Genomic DNA, 17,111 nt, shown 5'->3' on the forward strand with positions numbered 1-17,111 from the left:
ACGGAAATTGCTTCTGCCCGAAGGCGCCCGCTCAGCACCCGCACCGCTGCATTGCCTATCCCCCACCGTGGCCGTATCCCACGGGTACTCCCGCGATCCGGGAATCGGCGCGGCATCAAGTGTCGCGTTGGCAAACACCGCCTGCCAGGATCTTCTGCACTAGGCTCAGCTATAAGCATGCCGCGGTCGCAGCGCTGCCCACCTGCACTGCGACCGGGCCGGTCACGTGATGAGGGGTTTTCAATGTCGGATCTGAAGTCGTCGGAAGCAATGACCCGCGTTCTGCTGGATGCAGCACGCCGCGAAGTGCCGATCGACATCGTTCCCCGGGCAGCGGCGACGTCCCTTGAGGAAGCCGCCGAACTTCTGGGTGTGGTACCTGGGCATCTGCTCAAGACCTTGGTGCTCAAGCGATCGGACGATTCATTCGTCTTCGCCCTGATCCCGGGCGGCCGCAAACTGGATTGGGCGAAGATCCGCGCGGTGCTCCGGGTCAACAAGCTTTCGCTACCCGATGCCGAGACCGCGTTGGCCGTCACTCATTTCGTGCGCGGCACCATTACGCCCTTCGGCTCCCACACGGCACTGCCGGTGATCATCGATGCGAGCGTCTTCGCCGATCCGGTTCCCGAGCGCGTGGCCATGGGCAGCGGGGATCCGCTGCACGGCCTGCTGGTGGATCCCCAGGATCTGGTCAGCGGCTTTGAGGCCACGATTGCTGATATTTCGACTCCGGAATAGCCACTGGAGGCTTCGCGAATATTTTCTGCGTGGCGGTCTTGGCCTTGGTCAGGCCGGCGATCGTTGCATTGCGCAGGCGCAGGCCCAGCGGCTTCTCGATGAATCGCACAACAGCATAGGACCACAGCATCAGCACCGCAACGGTGCCGGTCAGCAGGAAGTACTTGTTCACTTGGCCATGCAGCTGCTCGATGATCCACCATCCCCACAGTTGGTGGAACAGGTAGAGCGGGAAGGTCAGGGAACCGGCAACGGCAAGCCATTTGGCTCGGATATGTTTCAGCGGCGTTAGCGTGCACAGCGCCAGCAGGCCAACGCAGAGCACGATCAGCGCCTGGAAGTGCCACGCGGGAACGTGCATGTTCGACAGTTGCAGCGCGTCTTCGCTGCCCTTCAAGCCGGTGAAGTAGGCCGCGATCACGGTATTGAATGCCACGACGAACCAGCGCAGCAGGCTGTGGCCATCGCGGTAGATCAGGTAGAGCACCATGCCTGCGGCGAAGAGCGCGGCGTAGGGGCCGGCGATCCAGTCCTGGAGTTTCACGTAGCTGGTGAAGTGCAGATAGAGGCCCAGCGCAGGCCAGAGCACCGAGAGCAGCATGATCGACTTGTTCTTCACCAGGCCGCACAAGAGCATGATGCCAAGCAGGATGTAGAAGCGCAGTTCGACCCAGAGCGTCCAATACACGCCGTCCAGATGCCGCACCTCGAACGCCGTTTGCATCATGGTCAGGTTCGGCAAGATGTCCGCCGGAGTGCGTCCGTCGGCGATCGATGGCCAGAAGACGAAAGACAGCAGCGCTGCCGCGAGCACGGCAACCCAATAAGCGGGATAGAGCCTGCCCACGCGCGAACCGATGAATTGGATGACCGATTTGCCCTGCATCGACATCAGGATCACGAAGCCGGAGATCAGGAAAAACAGCTGTACGCCGATCTGGCCGTACCGGGTGACCGTCGAGAGCACCGGCCAAGTATCGTGGGCATGTTGACCCCAGAAATTGTGGCCCCATGCGGTGTAGTGGTAGAGGACTACGACCACGGCTGCGGTGATACGTAGACCGTCCAGTAATCCCAAGCGCGGGGCCGGTTGACGCGGCTGAATGGTATCGCTGTTTGGCACGCCTCCAACTTTAAACACTGAACCTATAAAAACGCTGTTAATAGAAACGTTATAAATCTATTTCTAAGAAATCATTCAGTTAACGGCCAAGGGCCCACAGATCGAAATCTGTGGACCCTTGGTAATAAGTTGCGAGTGACCGCGTAACTTACTTAACGGTAACGGTTGCACCGGCAGCTTCGAGGGCTTCCTTAGCCTTCTCAGCAGCGTCCTTGGCAACACCCTCGAGCAGAGCCTTAGGAGCGCCGTCAACGAGCTCCTTAGCTTCCTTCAGACCCAGGGAGGTGATTGCGCGAACTTCCTTGATGACTGCGATCTTCTTGTCGCCAGCCGACTCCAGGACTACGTCGAATTCGGTCTGCTCTTCAGCAGCGGCTTCGCCACCGGCAGCCGGGCCTGCAACTGCAACAGCAGCAGCGGTAACGTCGAAGGTCTCTTCGAATTCCTTAACGAACTCGGAAAGCTCGATGATGGTCATTTCCTTGAATGCGGAAAGCAGCTCTTCGTTGGTGAGCTTCGCCATGGTCGGCGTCCTTTCGGTTTTGGCCTTGCGGCCTATGAATATGGGTTACGTTGCGAGAGAATCTCGAAAGCTTAGGCTTCTGCCGGGGCTTCCTCGGCGGCAGCGCCACCGTTCTCTTCGAGCTTTGCACGCAGGGCGTCGACGACGCGGGCAGCAGCGGAAGCTGGAGCCTGCAGCACGGCAGCAACACGTGCCAGCTGAGTCTCGCGCGATTCCAGCGCAGCCAAGGCTGCGATGCCGGCCGTATCAAGTGCCTTGCCTTCGAACCAACCGGTCTTGATAACCAGCTTGTCGTTGGCCTTGGCGAACTCCGTGAGGCTCTTTGCGGCAGCAACTGCATCGCCCTTAATGAAGGCGATAGCGGTCGGACCGGAAAGCTGGTCATCGAATGCTTCGATGCCGGCTTCCTTCGCTGCGATAGCGGTCAAGGTATTCTTCACAACGGCGTACTTGGTCTCCTGACCAAGCGAGCGGCGCAGATCCTTGAGCTGTGCAACGGTAAGCCCACGGTATTCGGTCAAGACAGCCGCAGACGAATCTTTGAAGTCAGCAGTGATCTCTTCAATCGCTGCAGTCTTGCTCGGGGTTGCCATAACACTCCTTCCGGGGATTTGTTCGGTACCGTTTCATAACCGGCGAGGCCATAAAAAAGGCCCCGCGCAGGAGCACAGGGCAGTTCAACTCATTCAAGTCAAATCAAATCTATGAAACCTGCGTTGGTCGTCCTTGCGGACCTTTAGGAGCATAAATGCTCAACCGACGGTCTTCGGTATTTCTATTGTAGGCACGCATCACGCCCTCTTCCAAATTCAGCGGTATCGTCGAGGCGTGATACCGCCCACTTGAACCGCTGCTTAAAAAGACAAGGCCTGCATCTAGCACTTGGGGGACGCTAGATACAGGCTCCTTGTCGATGAGTAAGCTTTGGGGAAACTTACCCACCCAGCGCCTGCATAGTCTTGGGGGTCCCATGCAGACACCGCTGAATAAATCAGTGCTTCAATGGTAGCATTTCTTGCCCATGACACAGAACCGTAAGCTGGCAAATTCCAATGAATTTCCCATGTTTTCGGGGGTTGACACTCCAAGATCCGCGAAATTACGGGGTTAAACGCATGATGAAAAAAATTGAACGCATTTGCATGTTTATGCGAGCGTGGCCGATTTTAGCGCTTTGAGGAGGGTTTCCAGCGTCCGCGTTCCTCTCGATTCCCCGCGTATCGCACTGCCCGGGAGGCTCATCACGAAAGTCCACTTCTGGATGCACCCACTCGGAGATTCATCCCAGGTCCGTGCCCTGTTGCGGGCGCATCTGGGTGAGGGTGCACTTGATTTGGCCGCCCATTTCCTGGCCGGCCCGACGCCTGGCTTCTCCCGCTCCCCTGGACCCACGGCGCCGGGGCAGCCCTGTTATCGACCTTGGGAGGTTGCTTGCACAACAGCGGATGCCCTCGGGGAATGCAAAAGCCCGCGGGCACCATCACGATCAGTGATGGAGCCCGCGGGCTTAAATAAGCTCTAAAGCTTAGGCCTCAACGCGGGTTACGTTCGAGTCAACAGGGATGCCTGGACCGAAGGTGGTAGCGATGGTGGCCTTCGAGATGTAGCGGCCCTTCGAAGCCGAAGGCTTCAGACGCAGAACCTCATCCAGTGCAGCTGCGTAGTTCTCGGTCAGCTGCTTGGCATCGAACGAAGCCTTGCCAATGATGAAGTGCAGGTTCGAGTGCTTGTCGACGCGGAAGTCGATCTTGCCGCCCTTGATGTCGGTAACAGCCTTGGCCACATCCATGGTCACGGTGCCGGTCTTAGGGTTTGGCATCAGGTTACGTGGGCCGAGGATCTTACCCAGGCGGCCAACCTTGCCCATCAGGTCCGGGGTAGCAACCGCTGCGTCGAAGTCGGTCCAGCCGCCCTGGATCTTTTCGATCAGGTCGTCCGAGCCAACGAAGTCGGCGCCGGCTTCGCGGGCTGCCTCAGCCTTGTCACCGTTGGCGAAAACAACCACGCGGGCGGTCTTGCCGGTGCCGTGTGGCAGGTTCACGGTACCGCGAACCATCTGGTCGGCCTTGCGTGGGTCGACACCCAGGCGGAATGCAACCTCAACGGTCGAGTGGGTCTTGTCGCCAGCGATCTCCTTGGCCAGGGCGATTGCCTCGGCTGGAGCGTAGAACTTGTCAGCCTCGATCTTAGCCGCGGCGGCTACATATGCTTTGCTGCGCTTTGCCATCTGCGTTATCTCCTTATGCAGTCGTGGTCATGTGGACCGCGCTGGGTCCTGCCACGGGCGAAAAGTCCGGGTGAACTTATCGCCATTTCTTGAATTCTTGAGTGTCCTTCACCCATGGGGCGAATGACCGAAGGCGTTATTAGCCTTCTACGGTCACGCCCATGGAGCGAGCGGTGCCGGCGATGATCTTGGCTGCTGCAGCCAGATCGTTTGCGTTGAGGTCAGCCATCTTGGAGGTGGCGATTTCCTCAACCTGTGCCTGGGTCAGGTTTGCAACCTTGTTGGTGTGCGGAACACCCGAGCCCTTGGCGATGCCGGCAGCCTTCTTGATCAGCTCAGCTGCAGGTGGGGTCTTAGTGATGAAAGTGAACGAACGGTCTTCGTACACGGTGATTTCAACTGGAATCACGTTACCGCGCTGCGACTCGGTGGCAGCGTTGTAAGCCTTGCAGAATTCCATGATGTTGACGCCGTGCTGGCCAAGTGCAGGACCGATTGGAGGAGCTGGGTTAGCAGCACCTGCCTGGATCTGCAGCTTGATGAGTCCGGTGACCTTTTTCTTTGGGGCCATGTCGGGTCCTTCTACTCTTGCAGTTCCCGCAGCACAGGAGCGTGGTGCGGGTTGTGGCTATCGTGGCGCGACAGCCGAACGCGCCCTCGCATCGAAAGCACTCGAAGCGGGGCACGAAGACTTAATACTACTGGATCTTGGTGACCTGGTTGAAGTTCAGGGTCACCGGGGTCTCGCGTTCGAAGATCGAAACGAGCACAACCAGCTGAGCGGCTTCCAGCTTGATCTCGGAGATCGTAGCCGGCATGGTCTCGAACGGACCATCGTTGACGATGACCGATTCGCCGACCTCGAAGTCCACGGTGACCTCGGTAATCGGGGCGCGGCCTGGCTTCGCGGCGTTTGGCTGCTCGGCCGGGTCGACCACGGTGTGCTCCAGCATGGAGAACACTTCATCGAGGTTCAGCGGGTTCGGATCGTGGGCGTTGCCCACGAAGCCGGTGACGCCTGGGGTGTGTCGAACAACACCCCACGAAGCGTCGGTCAGTTCCATGCGCACCAGGACGTAGCCCGGAATGCGCACACGGCGCACGATCTTGCGCTGGGTGTTCTTGACCTCGACGACCTCTTCCATCGGAACCTGGATTTCGTAGATGAAATCTTCCATGTCCTGGGTCTGGATACGGGTTTCGAGGTTGACCTTCACGCGGTTTTCGTAACCTGCGTAGGTGTGGATTACGAACCAGTCGCCCGGAAGACGGCGCAGCTTCGTGCGGAATTCTTCCTTGAGCTTGGCTACCTTGTCGGCAGCCTCCTCTTCTGCTGGAGCTTCTTCCTCGGCGTCTGCGTCATCGGCATCCACGTCCGCAACGAGGGCCTCGAAGGATTCGTCAACCGCTGCGGTTGCCTCTTCGGTTTCGTCGATTGCAGCTTCTTCAGCTGCCTCCACCTGATCGCCGGTGGCTTCAACGAACTCGTTTTCGACCTCGTCATTAATCTGCGGTTCGAGTTCCTTGTCGGACACTGCGGATCCTGCTTTCTTTGACTGGATGACACTAAAATTGCCTCGGAGCGATTATACCGCCGAGGCAATCAAATTACTGTTCTACTTGCCGGGTGAACAGGAGGATCGATCCCTGCCCGAAGACGAAGTCTAACGCTGTGACGATCGCGATGACCACCACGACGAAGCCAAGAACAACGAAGAAGTAGTTCACGAGTTCGCTGCGCGTTGGTGTGACGACTTTTTTCAGTTCGCCGATTACCTGGCGGAAGAACAGCATGATGCGGGCGAAGATGCCCTTTTTCTGCTTGCCTTTGCCCGAGTTCACTACAGCCTCTGTCACGTTGTTCCTCGTTTCAATTTTTTGGCCAGTTGAAACAATCACGGTGTGCCGCAGCCGTTCTGACCACAACACACCGTGACGTGAGATTCTCGCTGAGCGATAGATCGCTACTGCGCAGGGCAGACAGGACTCGAACCTGCAACCTGCGGTTTTGGAGACCGCTGCGCTACCAATTGCGCCACTACCCTTTAGAGCTGAATGCTCCGTTGCATAATCTTGTCGGATTCAGCGTTATGCCTTGTCCGTTGCGATGTCTTTGCAACGAGAAATAACTTTACGCAACGAAATCCAAAATGTCGAACTGGACAGATGCAGTGTGGCGCATAACGCATTTTCGTCACCACTGGACTGGTCGTGAGAGGTCATTTTTCCAGTTCGGCGCGGGAAGCGCGCCCGCGGGATCTAGACTAGAAGCATCACCAACCATCGTTGACTTCAGGACGAAATCTTCCATGTCTAGAATCTCTCGCCGCATCGGCGCAATTTCCGAATCCGCAACCCTCGCCGTTGACGCCAAGGCCAAGGCCCTGAAGGCCGCAGGACGCCCGGTCATCGGATTCGGCGCTGGTGAGCCTGACTTCCCAACCCCGGATTACATCGTCGAGGCAGCCGTGCAGGCAGCCCGCGATCCGAAGAACCACCGCTACTCTCCTGCCGGCGGACTTCCCGAGCTACGTGAAGCCGTAGCAGCGAAGACCCTGCGAGATTCTGGCTACGAGGTCGCCCCTTCCCAGGTCCTGATCACCAACGGCGGCAAGCAGGCCGTGTACAACACCTTCGCCGCGCTGCTGGATCCCGAAGACGAGGTCATCGTCCCGGCTCCGTACTGGACCACCTACCCTGAAGCCATCCAGCTGGCCGGCGGCAAGCCGGTGGAGATCTTTGCCGGCCCGGAGCAGGGCTACAAGGTCACCGTGGAGCAGCTGGAATCCGTGCGCACCGAGCGCACCAAGATCCTGCTCTTCGTTTCCCCGTCCAACCCGACCGGCGCCGTCTACACCCCGGAGCAGGTCCGGGAGATCGGCCTGTGGGCCGCGGAGCACGGCCTGTGGGTTGTCACCGATGAGATCTACGAGCACCTGACCTACGGCGATGCGCAGTTCAGCTCCATCGCCACCCTGGTGCCGGAGCTCGAAGACCGCGTGGTCGTGCTCAATGGCGTAGCCAAGACCTATGCGATGACCGGGTGGCGCGTGGGATGGATGATCGGCCCGAACGACGTCATCAAGGCCGCCACCAACCTGCAGTCGCACGCGACCTCGAATGTCGCCAACGTGTCGCAGCGCGCCGCGCTGGCCGCCGTGGCAGGTCCGCTGGATGCCGTGAACGAGATGAAGACCGCCTTTAACCGCCGCCGCTTGGCCATCGTCGAGGGCCTGAACACCATCGACGGCCTGCACTGCCCGACCCCGGACGGCGCCTTCTACGCCTACTCGGATGTCCGCGGCCTGCTGGGCCGCGAGATCCGCGGCGTCGTGAACAACACCAGCGCCGAGCTGGCCGCCTTCATCCTGGAGCAGGCCGAGGTCGCCGTGGTTCCGGGCGAGGCATTCGGCCCGTCGGGCTACATCCGGATGTCGTATGCACTGGGCGACGCTGATCTGGCCGAAGGTGTCGACCGCATGATCAAGCTGCTGGGCGAAGCCAAGTAGGTTTCCAACACCACACAAGCCGAGGCGCCAACCTGGAAAGGGTGGCGCCTCGGCTTGTCTGGTTTCCGGCATCTAGAGGATCTTGCGCTCCACGGCCCAGCGGGTCAGCTCATGGCGGTTGGACAGCTGCAGCTTGCGCAGCACGTTGGAGACGTGCGATTCGACGGTCTTGATCGAAATGAACAGCTCCTTGGCCACTTCCTTATAGCTGTAGCCCCGGGCGATCAGCCGCATGACCTGCAGCTCGCGGTCCGTGAGCAGGTCCAGCTGCTCGTCGATCTGCCCCGACGCCACCGAGGAGCCGAAGGCGTCGAGCACGAAGCCTGCAAGGCGCGGGGAGAACACCGCGTCTCCCCCGGCCACCCGGCGTACCGCATCCGAGATCTCCTGGCCCGAAACGCTTTTGGTGACGTACCCGCGCGCACCGGAGCGGATTACCAGCACCACGTCCTGCGCCGAGTCCGAAACGCTCAGCGCCAGGAACTTGGTCTGGGAGAAAAGGTGCGCGCAGGAGGCAAGCACCTCCGCGCCCCCGCCGCCCCGGCCGCCAGGCAGGTGGACATCCAGCAGCACCACGTCCGGGCGCTCGCGCTCGATCACCTCGATGGCCTGCTCCACGCTGCCGGCTTCGCCCACGATCTGCAGGTCCGCGGCAAGATCCGCGCGCAGCCCGGAACGGAAGATGGCGTGGTCGTCAACCAGCACCACCCGGTAGGTCTGTTCGGTGGTTTCACTCATGATGCCCTCTGTTCTTCCTGCTCAGTGCCACGCGGCATGCTCAACTGTACTTCGGTGCCGTCCTGGCCGCTGCGGATGCGCGCGGCCCCGCCGGCGCGTTCCATGCGCCCGAGGATGGATTCGCGCACCCCGTGCCGGTCCTCGGGGATCGAGCCGAGGTCGAACCCGGCGCCGCGGTCGCGGATGAACACCTCGACCTGCGCCGGCGAGCATTCGACATATACCGAGATCTTGCCCTCGGCGTGCTTCGCGGCGTTCATCATGGCTTCCCGGCTGGCGGCCACCAGCGCCTGCTGCCCGGCGAACCCCTGGCCGTTGCCCACGGCCACCACGTCGATGTCGCGCAGCATCAGCTGCTCGATGCTCTCCGCCTCGTTCTGGATCTCGACCACCACGTCTTCGGCGTCCAGGTGCTGTTCCCCGTAGAGCCACTGGCGCAGCTCGCGCTCCTGCACCCTGGCCAGGGTCCGCACCGCGGCCGGCTCCTCGCTGCGCTTCTGGATCACCGCGAGGGTCTGCAGCACCGAGTCGTGCAGGTGCGCGGCGAATTCCGCGCGCTGCGCGGTGGCCTGCCGGTTGCTGCGCTCGGCCAGGTAGTCGCGCCAAAGCTTCGCGCCCCAGGGCAGCAGCACCACCACGGCGCCGGCGATGATCGCCAGGGCCGCCCAGAACCCGCCCAGCAGGTCAGCCACCGCCACGGTGCCGCTGAGGATGGCCAGCAGCCCGCCGACCACCAGCACCAGGCCCAGGGCCAGCCGGATGACCAGGGTGGCGTTGATCTTGCGGTCCGGCTGCACCGCGCTGCGGTCGATCTGCATCCAGGCCAGCAGGATGCCGCCGAGGATGCCGATCACCGGCCAGATCAGGTCCCAGCGGAAGTTCCAGCCTGCCCATTGGCCCAGGGCGAGGACCGCCAGCGCGAGCAGGCCCGCACCGATCAGCGCGTCCCGCCAGCGGCTCAGCGACACCGCGTTCTCCCGGCCGCTGAACAGGCCCTGTTGCACACGGGCCATCTCCTCGGCCAGGGTGCGGTTCTTGGCGCCCCAGGAACGCAACTCGTCGGCCTGGGTTTCGTCCGCGCTGGGGGTGAAGACCCAGAGCCACCCGTACAGCAGCAAGCCCACGCCGCCCAGCGCGCTGAGCGCCAGGAATGCCAGGCGCACATAGCTGACCGGGACGTTCAGGTGCTCGGCCAGTCCCCCGCAGACGCCGGCAATGAACCGGTTCTCGCTGCGCACGATGAATTTTCGCTGTTCAGGGGTTGCCATGCTTCTAAGTCAAGCATGGAATCGCCGGGTTCCGCCGCGTTCTGGGCACAACCGGGGGCACCCCTAGGGACAAATCAGGGTAGCCCCTCATAGCGGGTACGGCTCCCTCTGCACCAGAATTGAAGCATGAGGAACCAGAGCCCGGGCCATGAAGACAAATTCTTCGCCCAGATGCGCAAGCTGAAGATCGTCCGCCAGGAATCCAAATGGATCGGTGGCGTCGCCGCGGGCATCGCCGAGCGCTTCGGCATCGACGTGGTGCTGGTGCGCGGCGTGCTGGTGGCCCTGAGCATCCTCGGCGGCGTGGGACTGGTGCTCTACGGCATCGCCTGGGCGCTGTTGCCGGACACCGAGGACCGGATCCACCTGGAACGCGCCATCAACAAGGAATGGACCAGCGGCATGACCGGCGCGCTCATTACCGTGGTGCTCGGTATCTTCCCCGCTCCCTGGTTCCTGGACTCGCTGGCCCCGATCCTGTGGCCCATCGCCATCGTCGCGGCCATCGTCTTCCTGATCTTCAAGCGCCGCAACACCAAATACGACGGCTCGCGGCCCGGCGCTACCTACCGCCCGGCCCCGGAGGATTCATCACCTGCCGGGACCACGCAACACACGGCCCAGGGCTCAGGGGAAACCCTGACCGGCACCGTGGTTGAAAAAACCTGGCGTTCGGAAAACACGTCTTTCAGCGCGCAGGCAAGTGTTCCGGGGCATGAACCTGCCGGCGCCGATCAGTTCGACTTCACGCAGACATCCACTTCGGCTTCTGAGGAGCACACCATGGAATCTGAGAAACCGGGTCCCTCCGGACCGCAGGAGGGCTCGGCCTCCACCTCGCGGCCGGACGCGGACTACACCACCCCGTTCGAGCACCAGGCCTACCCGCCGCGGCCCAACCCGTCGAAGCAGGCCAAGGAAGCCCGCCGGGCGCGGCTGGCCCCTCCGGTACCGGGTTGGATCGCCACCACCATCGTGGGCCTGACTGTCCTGGTGATCGCCGCGGTGCTCAGCATCGACTACCTGAACGTCGTGGAGCTGCCCGGCAACGGCTGGTCCGTCGCCCTGGCCTGCGGGCTGCTTCTGGTGGGTCTGAGCCTGATCCTCATCTCCGCCACCAAGCGCACCAGCGGGGGCCTGCTGGGGCTGGCCATTCCGCTGCTGGTGCTGACCGTCATCTTCGGCGGAAGCAACCTCGCGTCGGGCCACCAGTCGATGGTGCATACCGATGGTTCGGACCATTCGTACAGCGCCGTCTTCAGCAACTCAACCCTGGACCTGACCGACAAGCAGGACATCACCTCGGATACCACCGTTGACGTCTCCTCGGTCTTCTCCAAGCTGGAACTGAAACTCCCTGACAATGTTCCGGTCAAGATCAAGAGCGACGGGGTCTTCATCTCGGACCTCGAGGGCCAGCTGCCCCAGGACTTGCGCCAGCTGCCGGCCGACGCACCGACCCTCACCGTGGACATCGACGGAGTGTTCTCCAGCTTCGAGTCAACGGTATCCACCGGCCCCGGCAACGCCACCAATCCGCAGTTCTAAGGAATGGACACATGAATTCCAAACCAACCCGGGAGACCAAGTTCCCCACCGGAACCCTGGTCTTCGGACTCATTCTCGTTGTGGTCGCCGTGGTCTCGCTGAGCAACACGATCTTCGACTGGACGCTGGACACCCCGCTGTTCTTCATCTCGCTGATCGCCCTGGCAGGTATCGTGATGATCGTTTCCGGCATCGCTTCAGCCATGAAGCGCGGCAACCGCGATGACGAGCTTCCACCCCCTGCCAACCCCAACTACTAGTCTTCCAACCCGAAAACCAGGAGCCCGAACATGGACAAGTTCTTCAACTCGATCCGATCAATCCCGCTGCGCCGCGGCCCGGCCCGCATGGCCGGCGGCGTAGCCGGCGGACTGGCCGACAAGTTCGGCTGGGATGTCACCATCGTGCGCATCATCATGCTGGTCTCGTTCCTGCTGCCGGTGCTCGGCATCGGCGCCTACATCGTGGCCTGGCTGCTCATCCCGGCCCAGGACGACAGCATCATCCTGCAGAAATGGCTCAGGAAGTTCTAGCCGGCACCGCCTGAGGCGGCGCAGCAACCCGGGGCGTGTTTGCGGATCTCCCATGGTCCGCAAACTCGCCCTTGTGGGCTTAAGCACGTAGACTATTTTTCAAACTCGATGCTCAATGGCGCGCGGATATCGAATGACATCCAGATGGATTGCCTGCAGCGCTGCCCCACGGGGCAAGCGATTTTCCCGTCCCCCACGCACCGCCGCAGGTTATGTCCCATCATGACCAAGTGAGGGTAAATGCGCATTGGAATCATGACCTCGGGCGGCGACTGCCCGGGCCTGAACGCAGTGATCCGCGGTGCCGTGCTCAACGGCATCAAGAGCTACGACCATGAATTCGTCGGCTTCCGCGACGGCTGGCGCGGAGTGAAGGAAGGCGACTTCTTCGAGCTGCCGCGCACCGCGGTGCGCGGCATCTCCAAGCAGGGCGGCACCATTCTGGGCACTTCCCGCACCAACGCCTTCGAAGGCGAAAACGGCGGACCGCAGAACATCGCCGCAGTGCTCAAGGACAACGGCGTGGACGCGCTGATCGCCATCGGCGGCGAGGGCACCCTCGCCGGCGCGCAGCGCTTGTGCGAGGCCGGGCTGCCGATCGTGGGCGTGCCCAAGACCATCGACAATGACCTGGACGCCACCGACTACACCTTCGGCTTCGACACCGCGAACCAGATCGCCGTGGAGGCCATCGACCGGCTGCGCACCACCGGAGATTCGCATCACCGCTGCATGGTCGCCGAGGTGATGGGCCGGCACGTGGGCTGGATCGCGCTGCATGCCGGCATGGCCTCCGGCGCCCACGCCATCCTGATCCCCGAGGTCTCCACCACCATGGAGCAGATCTGCCAGTGGGTCAACGAGGCCCACGACCGCGGCCGCGCGCCGCTGATCGTCGTCGCCGAGGGCTTCGTGCCCGAAGGCATGGAAGAGGCTTTCTCCGTGCGCGGCCTTGACACCTTCGGCCGCGCCAGGCTGGGCGGCATCGGCGAGATGCTCGCCCCGCTGATCGAGGAGCGCACCGGCATCGAGACCCGCGCCACCGTGCTGGGCCACATCCAGCGCGGCGGGGTGCCCACCGCCTTCGACCGGGTGCTGGCCACCCGGCTGGGCATGGCCTCAGTGGATTCGGTCGTCGACGGGGCGTGGGGCACCATGGTGGCGCTGCACGGAACCAAGATCAACCGCGTGCCGATGCGCGCGGCCCTGAACAACCTCAAGCGGGTGCCGATGGAGCGCTACAACGAGGCGAAGATCCTCTTCGGCTGACCCGTCGCGCCTGCAACGTCTTAAACGACGCACGAGCCGTGGAGTCCCTGAAGACTTCACGGCTCGTGCTGCTTCGCCGGCCTCCTATTTGGCGGGCGGCGTGCGCAGGAATCCGGTGAATCGCCCGGCCACCTGTCCGGCGTCCGGGGTCACGATGACTTCTTGGCTGGCGGGGTAGACGCTGTCTCCATCCACCACGCTGAGCACTTCGCCGGGGTCCACGTTGCGCTTGATGACGCCCAGCGCAATCGGCCCTGCTTCGTAGTGCAGCGCCGCGGAGGTCACCTTGCCGACAACCCGGTCGCCGAGCTTGATCTCGGCCCCCGAAGCCGGCAGCGTGTGCATGGAGCCGTCCAGGTCCAGGAACACGATGCGGCGCGGCGGGTGCCCGATGTTGTGCACGCGGGCTACTGTTTCCTGGCCCTTGTAGCAGCCCTTGTTCAGGTGCACCGAGGTGCGCAGCCAGTCCAGCTCATGCGGGATCGTCTTGTCGTCGATCTCCGCCCCGAAGCGCGGCTCCCAGGCGGCGATGCGCAGGGCCTCCACCGACATCATGCCGGCCAGCTGCTCCTCGCCCACCGCCTCGCCGAGCTTCTCCAGCTCGATGACATGCAGCAGCCACGGGCGCTCGGCGCCCGGGTGCTCGTCCCGCGAGTAGGCCCAGCCGCCCTCGGCGACTCCAGGCCACGGATCGGTCCAGACCAGCTCGCCTGCGGTGGGAATGCGGCGGGTGGCCGCAAGCACCCCGTGGGTGGCGGACAGGTCGTTGACCTCGACGCGGAGCATGAAGCGCATGGAGTTCAAGAACTCCGCCAGCGCCGGTCCACTGCCGGGCTCGACGATCAGCAGCAGGCGCTCCTGGTCGACCAGCACCTTCATCTCATGCTCGATGCGCCCCTGGATGGAGAGCAGCAGCGCCTGGCTGCTGTCTCCCGGCTTGAGCGCGGTGGTCTGCTGGGTGCTCAGGGTGTTCAGCCAGCTCTGACGATCGACTCCGGTGATTTCCAGGACATCGAAATGCGACAGGTCGGCGATGGCTTCGCCCTCGAACAATCGTCGGGCTTCGCGGGTCGGCGCGCCGTAGTGCGCGGCAACCCCTGCGTCCACTCCCCCGGCTTCCACGGCGCCATCGCGCTGCAGCAGCTGGGAACGATAAGTTTCAGTCATGGCTACTTCGTTGATTCATCCGCGGCAACACGCTTCAGCGCGGCTGACGCGTGGGCTTTGAGTTCCAGATTCCCCATGGACACGTCCCAGCGCCAGAACAGTTCACCGTTGACCAACCCGTAGATGCGGGTTGAGGAGGCGTACTGCTTGGCGTTCTTGCTGCGCAGCAGCCCTTCGGTGGCCAGCTGGACACGTGGACCATCGATCAGGCCGTAGTACAGTTCCGAGATGCCGCCGGGCTGCACGATATGCGCCTGGATCTTGAATCCGTCCTTGGTGTGCAGCTGCTGCACGTCATCCGCCGAACGCAGCACCGGGAACACGTCGCCCGGAATCATGCCGGGACCGGCATCGGCTTCGAGCTGCTCACGATCCAGGGACCAGAAACCGGTCTCCACGGTAAGCAGACGCAATTTGTTGCCTTCGGCGTCGGTGAGCCAGGATTCGCTGCGGTATTCGAGGTAGGGGCCGCCGACGTCTCTGAAGGTGGCCTGCTGCCAGAAATATTCGTCCTCAGCTTCGCCTTCTCCAAGGCGCCCCATGCCTTCCCAGGTTCCAATGAGCCAGGCGAAAGGCACCAGTTCCGGGGTGAGGTCAGTCGGTAGCGCAAATGCCATGGACCACTCGCTCCTTAGTCGTTGGTGAAACAAAAACAGCGCACACGCTATTGTGTGCGCTGTTTGCTACTTCTGGCCCTGGAAAAGACGCTTGACGACCAGTCCGGCGAAGCCCGCCATTCCCAGTCCGGCGATGACCACGAGAGCCTGGAAGAAAATTTCGAGTGCAAGGAAGTTATCATTCATGGCTTCATCTTAGCGCGAGCTTTGCATGAACCGCGACCTGCGTGACGCAGCCCGGGCTTCGGTGCTGCAAGCGGTGCGATCCGCTAGCTGAAAACCATCAAATCCAGGGCGTACCAGCTGGCGGCACCGCTGAGCAGGACGATCCCGCTGGACAGGCCCAGCACGCCGGTCAGGTTCCGCACGCTGCGCGTGGACAGCGCCAGGGCGCGCAGGGCGCTGACCAGGATTCCCACCAGCAGGCCCAGCACCACGCCTTCAACAATGTGCATCCCCAGCGGCAGCGCGGTGGCGATGGCGCCGAGCACCAGCGATACCAGCGGCGCCAGGAACATGGTGATGCGGTTGGGCAACCGCGTCATCGCTACGAGGCCGGCCCCGGCCAGCCCGATGACGGTGACCAGGGTCAGCGCGAACCCGAAGTTCACGGTTCCGGCGGCGGCCCAGGCCGAACCGAGAACCGCCATGACCACGCCGGTGATGCCGCTGACCGTGCCGGCCATGCGGCCCTCGGCTTCGGCCCCGCGCAGCACCTGGCTGATGAACACCAGCAGCACGCCCACCGCAATGACTTCGACGCCATGGGACATCGGCGACACGCCCGGCATGAACAGCACCGCCGCGGTCGAGGCGAGCGAGCACACGGCCAGGATGACCGTCAGCGGCCATGGCGCTTCAGCGCGGATTAGCCGGGGCCAGGTGTAGGCGAACGCGAGCTGCAATATGACCGCGACAGCGCCCATCGCCCATTCGACGGAGTGAAGGCTGGCCGCTCCCAGGAGCAGGGCCGAAGCCAGCAGACCGCTTATTAATACCTTGATCCTCAAACCAGAATTCCTGACGGTAATTTATGCGCACTTGTGACTTCACATGCGAGCTTAGACTCTTCCATTCTCTATACTTTGACACGTAAAAACGATTTTCTCGCATCTATCTGGCAGGAGGAAGACCGCTGTGGCGAACCTGCTGCTCCTGACGAACAACGGACAGTCCGAAGCTGAAGTGCTTCCGGCGCTCGAACTACTACTGCATCAGATCCAGTGCCTCCCGGCGCAAACGCAGTCCCTGAGCCAGGTTTCCGAATGCGACGCGGTCATCCTCGATGCCCGCACCGAACTGGTGGCGGCCCGCTCGCTGGCGCAGGTCATCCATGCAACGCTGAAGCTTCCGCTGCTGCTGGTGGCCAGCGAGGGCGCGCTGAGCATCCTGAACTCCGAATGGCATGCCGCGGACTTCATCCTGCCCACGGCGGTCCCCGCCGAGCTGGAGGCCCGCATCCGGTTGCTCCTCTCCGCCGTGCCGGAGCCCGCCGCCCCGGCGGAAGCGCCGCAGAACCGCTCCGGGCTGCGCATCGACGAGCTGAGCTACACCGCGAAGATCGACCAGCGGATCTTGGACCTCACCTATAAGGAATTCGAGCTGCTCAAGTACCTCTCGCAGTTCCCGGGCCGGGTATTCACCCGCGAGCAGCTGCTGCACGAGGTATGGGGATACGACTACTACGGGGGCACCCGCACCGTGGACGTGCACGTGCGGCGGCTGCGCGCGAAACTGGGCACCGACCACGAACAATTGATCGGCACCGTGCGAAATGTCGGCTACCGGTTCCACAACGAGGCCTAACATGACAGGGCCTCTGGCGGGTCAGGTCATCCAGCGGATAAC

General features: G+C 62.5%; 19 protein-coding genes and 1 tRNA gene. 7 read left to right on the forward strand and 13 right to left on the reverse strand.

Translation table 11 applies throughout. The annotated features are described in order from the left end of the window. The first annotated feature begins 243 nt into the window (after positions 1-243). Complete coding sequence (locus ACTX90_RS12400) at positions 244-741, forward strand: aminoacyl-tRNA deacylase (protein WP_082123944.1); 498 nt, start codon at positions 244-246, stop codon at positions 739-741. Here the strand turns inward: ACTX90_RS12400 and ACTX90_RS12405 are convergent. The 8 genes from ACTX90_RS12405 to ACTX90_RS12440 form a co-directional block, all read right to left on the reverse strand. Beyond that, complete coding sequence (locus tag ACTX90_RS12405; RefSeq protein ID WP_443442170.1) at positions 695-1,864, reverse strand: acyltransferase family protein; 1,170 nt, start codon at positions 1,862-1,864, stop codon at positions 695-697. The genes ACTX90_RS12400 and ACTX90_RS12405 overlap by 47 nt on opposite strands. Positions 1,865-2,012: 148 nt before the next feature. Then, positions 2,013-2,387 carry a 50S ribosomal protein L7/L12 gene (gene rplL, locus ACTX90_RS12410; protein ID WP_047119688.1) on the reverse strand — a complete coding sequence of 125 codons (375 nt, stop codon included), beginning with the start codon at positions 2,385-2,387 and terminating at the stop codon, positions 2,013-2,015. A 71-nt stretch (positions 2,388-2,458) separates the two neighbouring features. After that, the gene (rplJ, locus tag ACTX90_RS12415) at positions 2,459-2,980 is read right to left on the reverse strand and encodes a 50S ribosomal protein L10 (protein ID WP_047119689.1); all 522 of its coding nucleotides are present in this window, start codon (positions 2,978-2,980) and stop codon (positions 2,459-2,461) included. 932 nt (positions 2,981-3,912) lie between these two features. Beyond that, complete coding sequence (gene rplA, locus ACTX90_RS12420; protein WP_047119690.1) at positions 3,913-4,614, reverse strand: 50S ribosomal protein L1; 702 nt, start codon at positions 4,612-4,614, stop codon at positions 3,913-3,915. A 139-nt stretch (positions 4,615-4,753) separates the two neighbouring features. Beyond that, positions 4,754-5,185: a 50S ribosomal protein L11 gene (gene rplK, locus ACTX90_RS12425; protein WP_047119691.1), complete on the reverse strand. Its 432-nt coding sequence runs from the start codon at positions 5,183-5,185 to the stop codon at positions 4,754-4,756. A gap of 127 nt (positions 5,186-5,312) precedes the next feature. Continuing rightward, positions 5,313-6,149 (reverse strand): transcription termination/antitermination protein NusG, encoded by an 837-nt coding sequence (gene nusG, locus ACTX90_RS12430; RefSeq protein WP_443442171.1) that lies wholly within the window; start codon positions 6,147-6,149, stop codon positions 5,313-5,315. A 73-nt stretch (positions 6,150-6,222) separates the two neighbouring features. Beyond that, positions 6,223-6,471 carry a preprotein translocase subunit SecE gene (gene secE, locus ACTX90_RS12435; protein ID WP_047119693.1) on the reverse strand — a complete coding sequence of 83 codons (249 nt, stop codon included), beginning with the start codon at positions 6,469-6,471 and terminating at the stop codon, positions 6,223-6,225. A 115-nt stretch (positions 6,472-6,586) separates the two neighbouring features. Continuing rightward, a tRNA-Trp gene (locus tag ACTX90_RS12440) sits at positions 6,587-6,659 on the reverse strand. A gap of 264 nt (positions 6,660-6,923) precedes the next feature. On the opposite strand from ACTX90_RS12440, the gene ACTX90_RS12445 reads away from it, so the two are divergent. Beyond that, positions 6,924-8,123 carry a pyridoxal phosphate-dependent aminotransferase gene (locus tag ACTX90_RS12445; protein WP_047119694.1) on the forward strand — a complete coding sequence of 400 codons (1,200 nt, stop codon included), beginning with the start codon at positions 6,924-6,926 and terminating at the stop codon, positions 8,121-8,123. Between the two features lie 72 nt (positions 8,124-8,195). Here the strand turns inward: ACTX90_RS12445 and ACTX90_RS12450 are convergent, their stop codons facing one another. Both ACTX90_RS12450 and ACTX90_RS12455 read right to left on the reverse strand, forming a co-directional pair. Continuing rightward, complete coding sequence (locus ACTX90_RS12450; RefSeq protein WP_113607441.1) at positions 8,196-8,861, reverse strand: LuxR C-terminal-related transcriptional regulator; 666 nt, start codon at positions 8,859-8,861, stop codon at positions 8,196-8,198. Continuing rightward, a complete protein-coding gene (locus ACTX90_RS12455) occupies positions 8,858-10,129 on the reverse strand; it encodes an ATP-binding protein (RefSeq protein WP_113607442.1) in 1,272 nt (423 codons plus the stop codon). Before ACTX90_RS12455 ends, ACTX90_RS12450 begins: the two co-directional genes overlap by 4 nt. Before the next feature lie 126 nt (positions 10,130-10,255). On the opposite strand from ACTX90_RS12455, the gene ACTX90_RS12460 reads away from it, so the two are divergent. The 4 genes from ACTX90_RS12460 (at position 10,256) to ACTX90_RS12475 (ending at position 13,479) form a co-directional block, all read left to right on the forward strand. Continuing rightward, positions 10,256-11,677: a PspC domain-containing protein gene (locus tag ACTX90_RS12460; RefSeq protein WP_113607443.1), complete on the forward strand. Its 1,422-nt coding sequence runs from the start codon at positions 10,256-10,258 to the stop codon at positions 11,675-11,677. 11 nt (positions 11,678-11,688) lie between these two features. Further along, on the forward strand, positions 11,689-11,937 hold the full coding sequence (locus ACTX90_RS12465) for a hypothetical protein (protein WP_047119698.1): 249 nt from the start codon (positions 11,689-11,691) through the stop codon (positions 11,935-11,937). Positions 11,938-11,967: 30 nt separating this feature from the next. Continuing rightward, on the forward strand, positions 11,968-12,210 hold the full coding sequence (locus tag ACTX90_RS12470; protein WP_047119699.1) for a PspC domain-containing protein: 243 nt from the start codon (positions 11,968-11,970) through the stop codon (positions 12,208-12,210). 240 nt (positions 12,211-12,450) lie between these two features. Further along, positions 12,451-13,479, forward strand: coding sequence for a 6-phosphofructokinase (locus tag ACTX90_RS12475; protein ID WP_053798537.1), 1,029 nt, complete (start codon positions 12,451-12,453; stop codon positions 13,477-13,479). 84 nt (positions 13,480-13,563) lie between these two features. Here ACTX90_RS12475 and ygfZ read toward each other — a convergent pair whose 3' ends face one another. The 3 genes from ygfZ to ACTX90_RS12490 all read right to left on the reverse strand — a co-directional run bounded on the left by ygfZ (position 13,564) and on the right by ACTX90_RS12490 (position 16,273). Continuing rightward, positions 13,564-14,646: a CAF17-like 4Fe-4S cluster assembly/insertion protein YgfZ gene (gene ygfZ / locus ACTX90_RS12480; protein WP_183043079.1), complete on the reverse strand. Its 1,083-nt coding sequence runs from the start codon at positions 14,644-14,646 to the stop codon at positions 13,564-13,566. A gap of 2 nt (positions 14,647-14,648) precedes the next feature. Continuing rightward, on the reverse strand, positions 14,649-15,263 hold the full coding sequence (locus ACTX90_RS12485; protein WP_443442172.1) for a heme-binding beta-barrel domain-containing protein: 615 nt from the start codon (positions 15,261-15,263) through the stop codon (positions 14,649-14,651). Between the two features lie 269 nt (positions 15,264-15,532). Beyond that, on the reverse strand, positions 15,533-16,273 hold the full coding sequence (locus ACTX90_RS12490; protein WP_147407166.1) for a hypothetical protein: 741 nt from the start codon (positions 16,271-16,273) through the stop codon (positions 15,533-15,535). A gap of 127 nt (positions 16,274-16,400) precedes the next feature. Here ACTX90_RS12490 and ACTX90_RS12495 point away from each other — a divergent pair, with 127 nt between their 5' ends. Beyond that, positions 16,401-17,069, forward strand: coding sequence for a response regulator transcription factor (locus ACTX90_RS12495; RefSeq protein ID WP_053798539.1), 669 nt, complete (start codon positions 16,401-16,403; stop codon positions 17,067-17,069). Positions 17,070-17,111 lie beyond the last annotated feature (42 nt).

Source organism: Glutamicibacter soli (assembly GCF_052322135.1).
Classification (GTDB): Bacteria; Actinomycetota; Actinomycetes; order Actinomycetales; family Micrococcaceae; genus Glutamicibacter; species Glutamicibacter soli.

Bases quoted from the DNA above. Each gene is read 5' to 3' on its own strand.
- ACTX90_RS12400 (WP_082123944.1), top strand. From the start codon at position 244: ATGTCGGATCTGAAGTCGTCGGAAGCAATGACCCGCGTTCTGCTGGAT.
- rplJ (WP_047119689.1), bottom strand. From the start codon at position 2,980: ATGGCAACCCCGAGCAAGACTGCAGCGATTGAAGAGATCACTGCTGAC.
- ygfZ (WP_183043079.1), bottom strand. From the start codon at position 14,646: ATGACTGAAACTTATCGTTCCCAGCTGCTGCAGCGCGATGGCGCCGTG.
- rplK (WP_047119691.1), bottom strand. From the start codon at position 5,185: ATGGCCCCAAAGAAAAAGGTCACCGGACTCATCAAGCTGCAGATCCAG.
- ACTX90_RS12460 (WP_113607443.1), top strand. From the start codon at position 10,256: ATGAGGAACCAGAGCCCGGGCCATGAAGACAAATTCTTCGCCCAGATG.
- ACTX90_RS12450 (WP_113607441.1), bottom strand. From the start codon at position 8,861: ATGAGTGAAACCACCGAACAGACCTACCGGGTGGTGCTGGTTGACGAC.
- ACTX90_RS12455 (WP_113607442.1), bottom strand. From the start codon at position 10,129: ATGGCAACCCCTGAACAGCGAAAATTCATCGTGCGCAGCGAGAACCGG.
- ACTX90_RS12445 (WP_047119694.1), top strand. From the start codon at position 6,924: ATGTCTAGAATCTCTCGCCGCATCGGCGCAATTTCCGAATCCGCAACC.
- rplL (WP_047119688.1), bottom strand. From the start codon at position 2,387: ATGGCGAAGCTCACCAACGAAGAGCTGCTTTCCGCATTCAAGGAAATG.
- ACTX90_RS12485 (WP_443442172.1), bottom strand. From the start codon at position 15,263: ATGGCATTTGCGCTACCGACTGACCTCACCCCGGAACTGGTGCCTTTC.
- ACTX90_RS12465 (WP_047119698.1), top strand. From the start codon at position 11,689: ATGAATTCCAAACCAACCCGGGAGACCAAGTTCCCCACCGGAACCCTG.
- ACTX90_RS12470 (WP_047119699.1), top strand. From the start codon at position 11,968: ATGGACAAGTTCTTCAACTCGATCCGATCAATCCCGCTGCGCCGCGGC.
- ACTX90_RS12475 (WP_053798537.1), top strand. From the start codon at position 12,451: ATGCGCATTGGAATCATGACCTCGGGCGGCGACTGCCCGGGCCTGAAC.
- rplA (WP_047119690.1), bottom strand. From the start codon at position 4,614: ATGGCAAAGCGCAGCAAAGCATATGTAGCCGCCGCGGCTAAGATCGAG.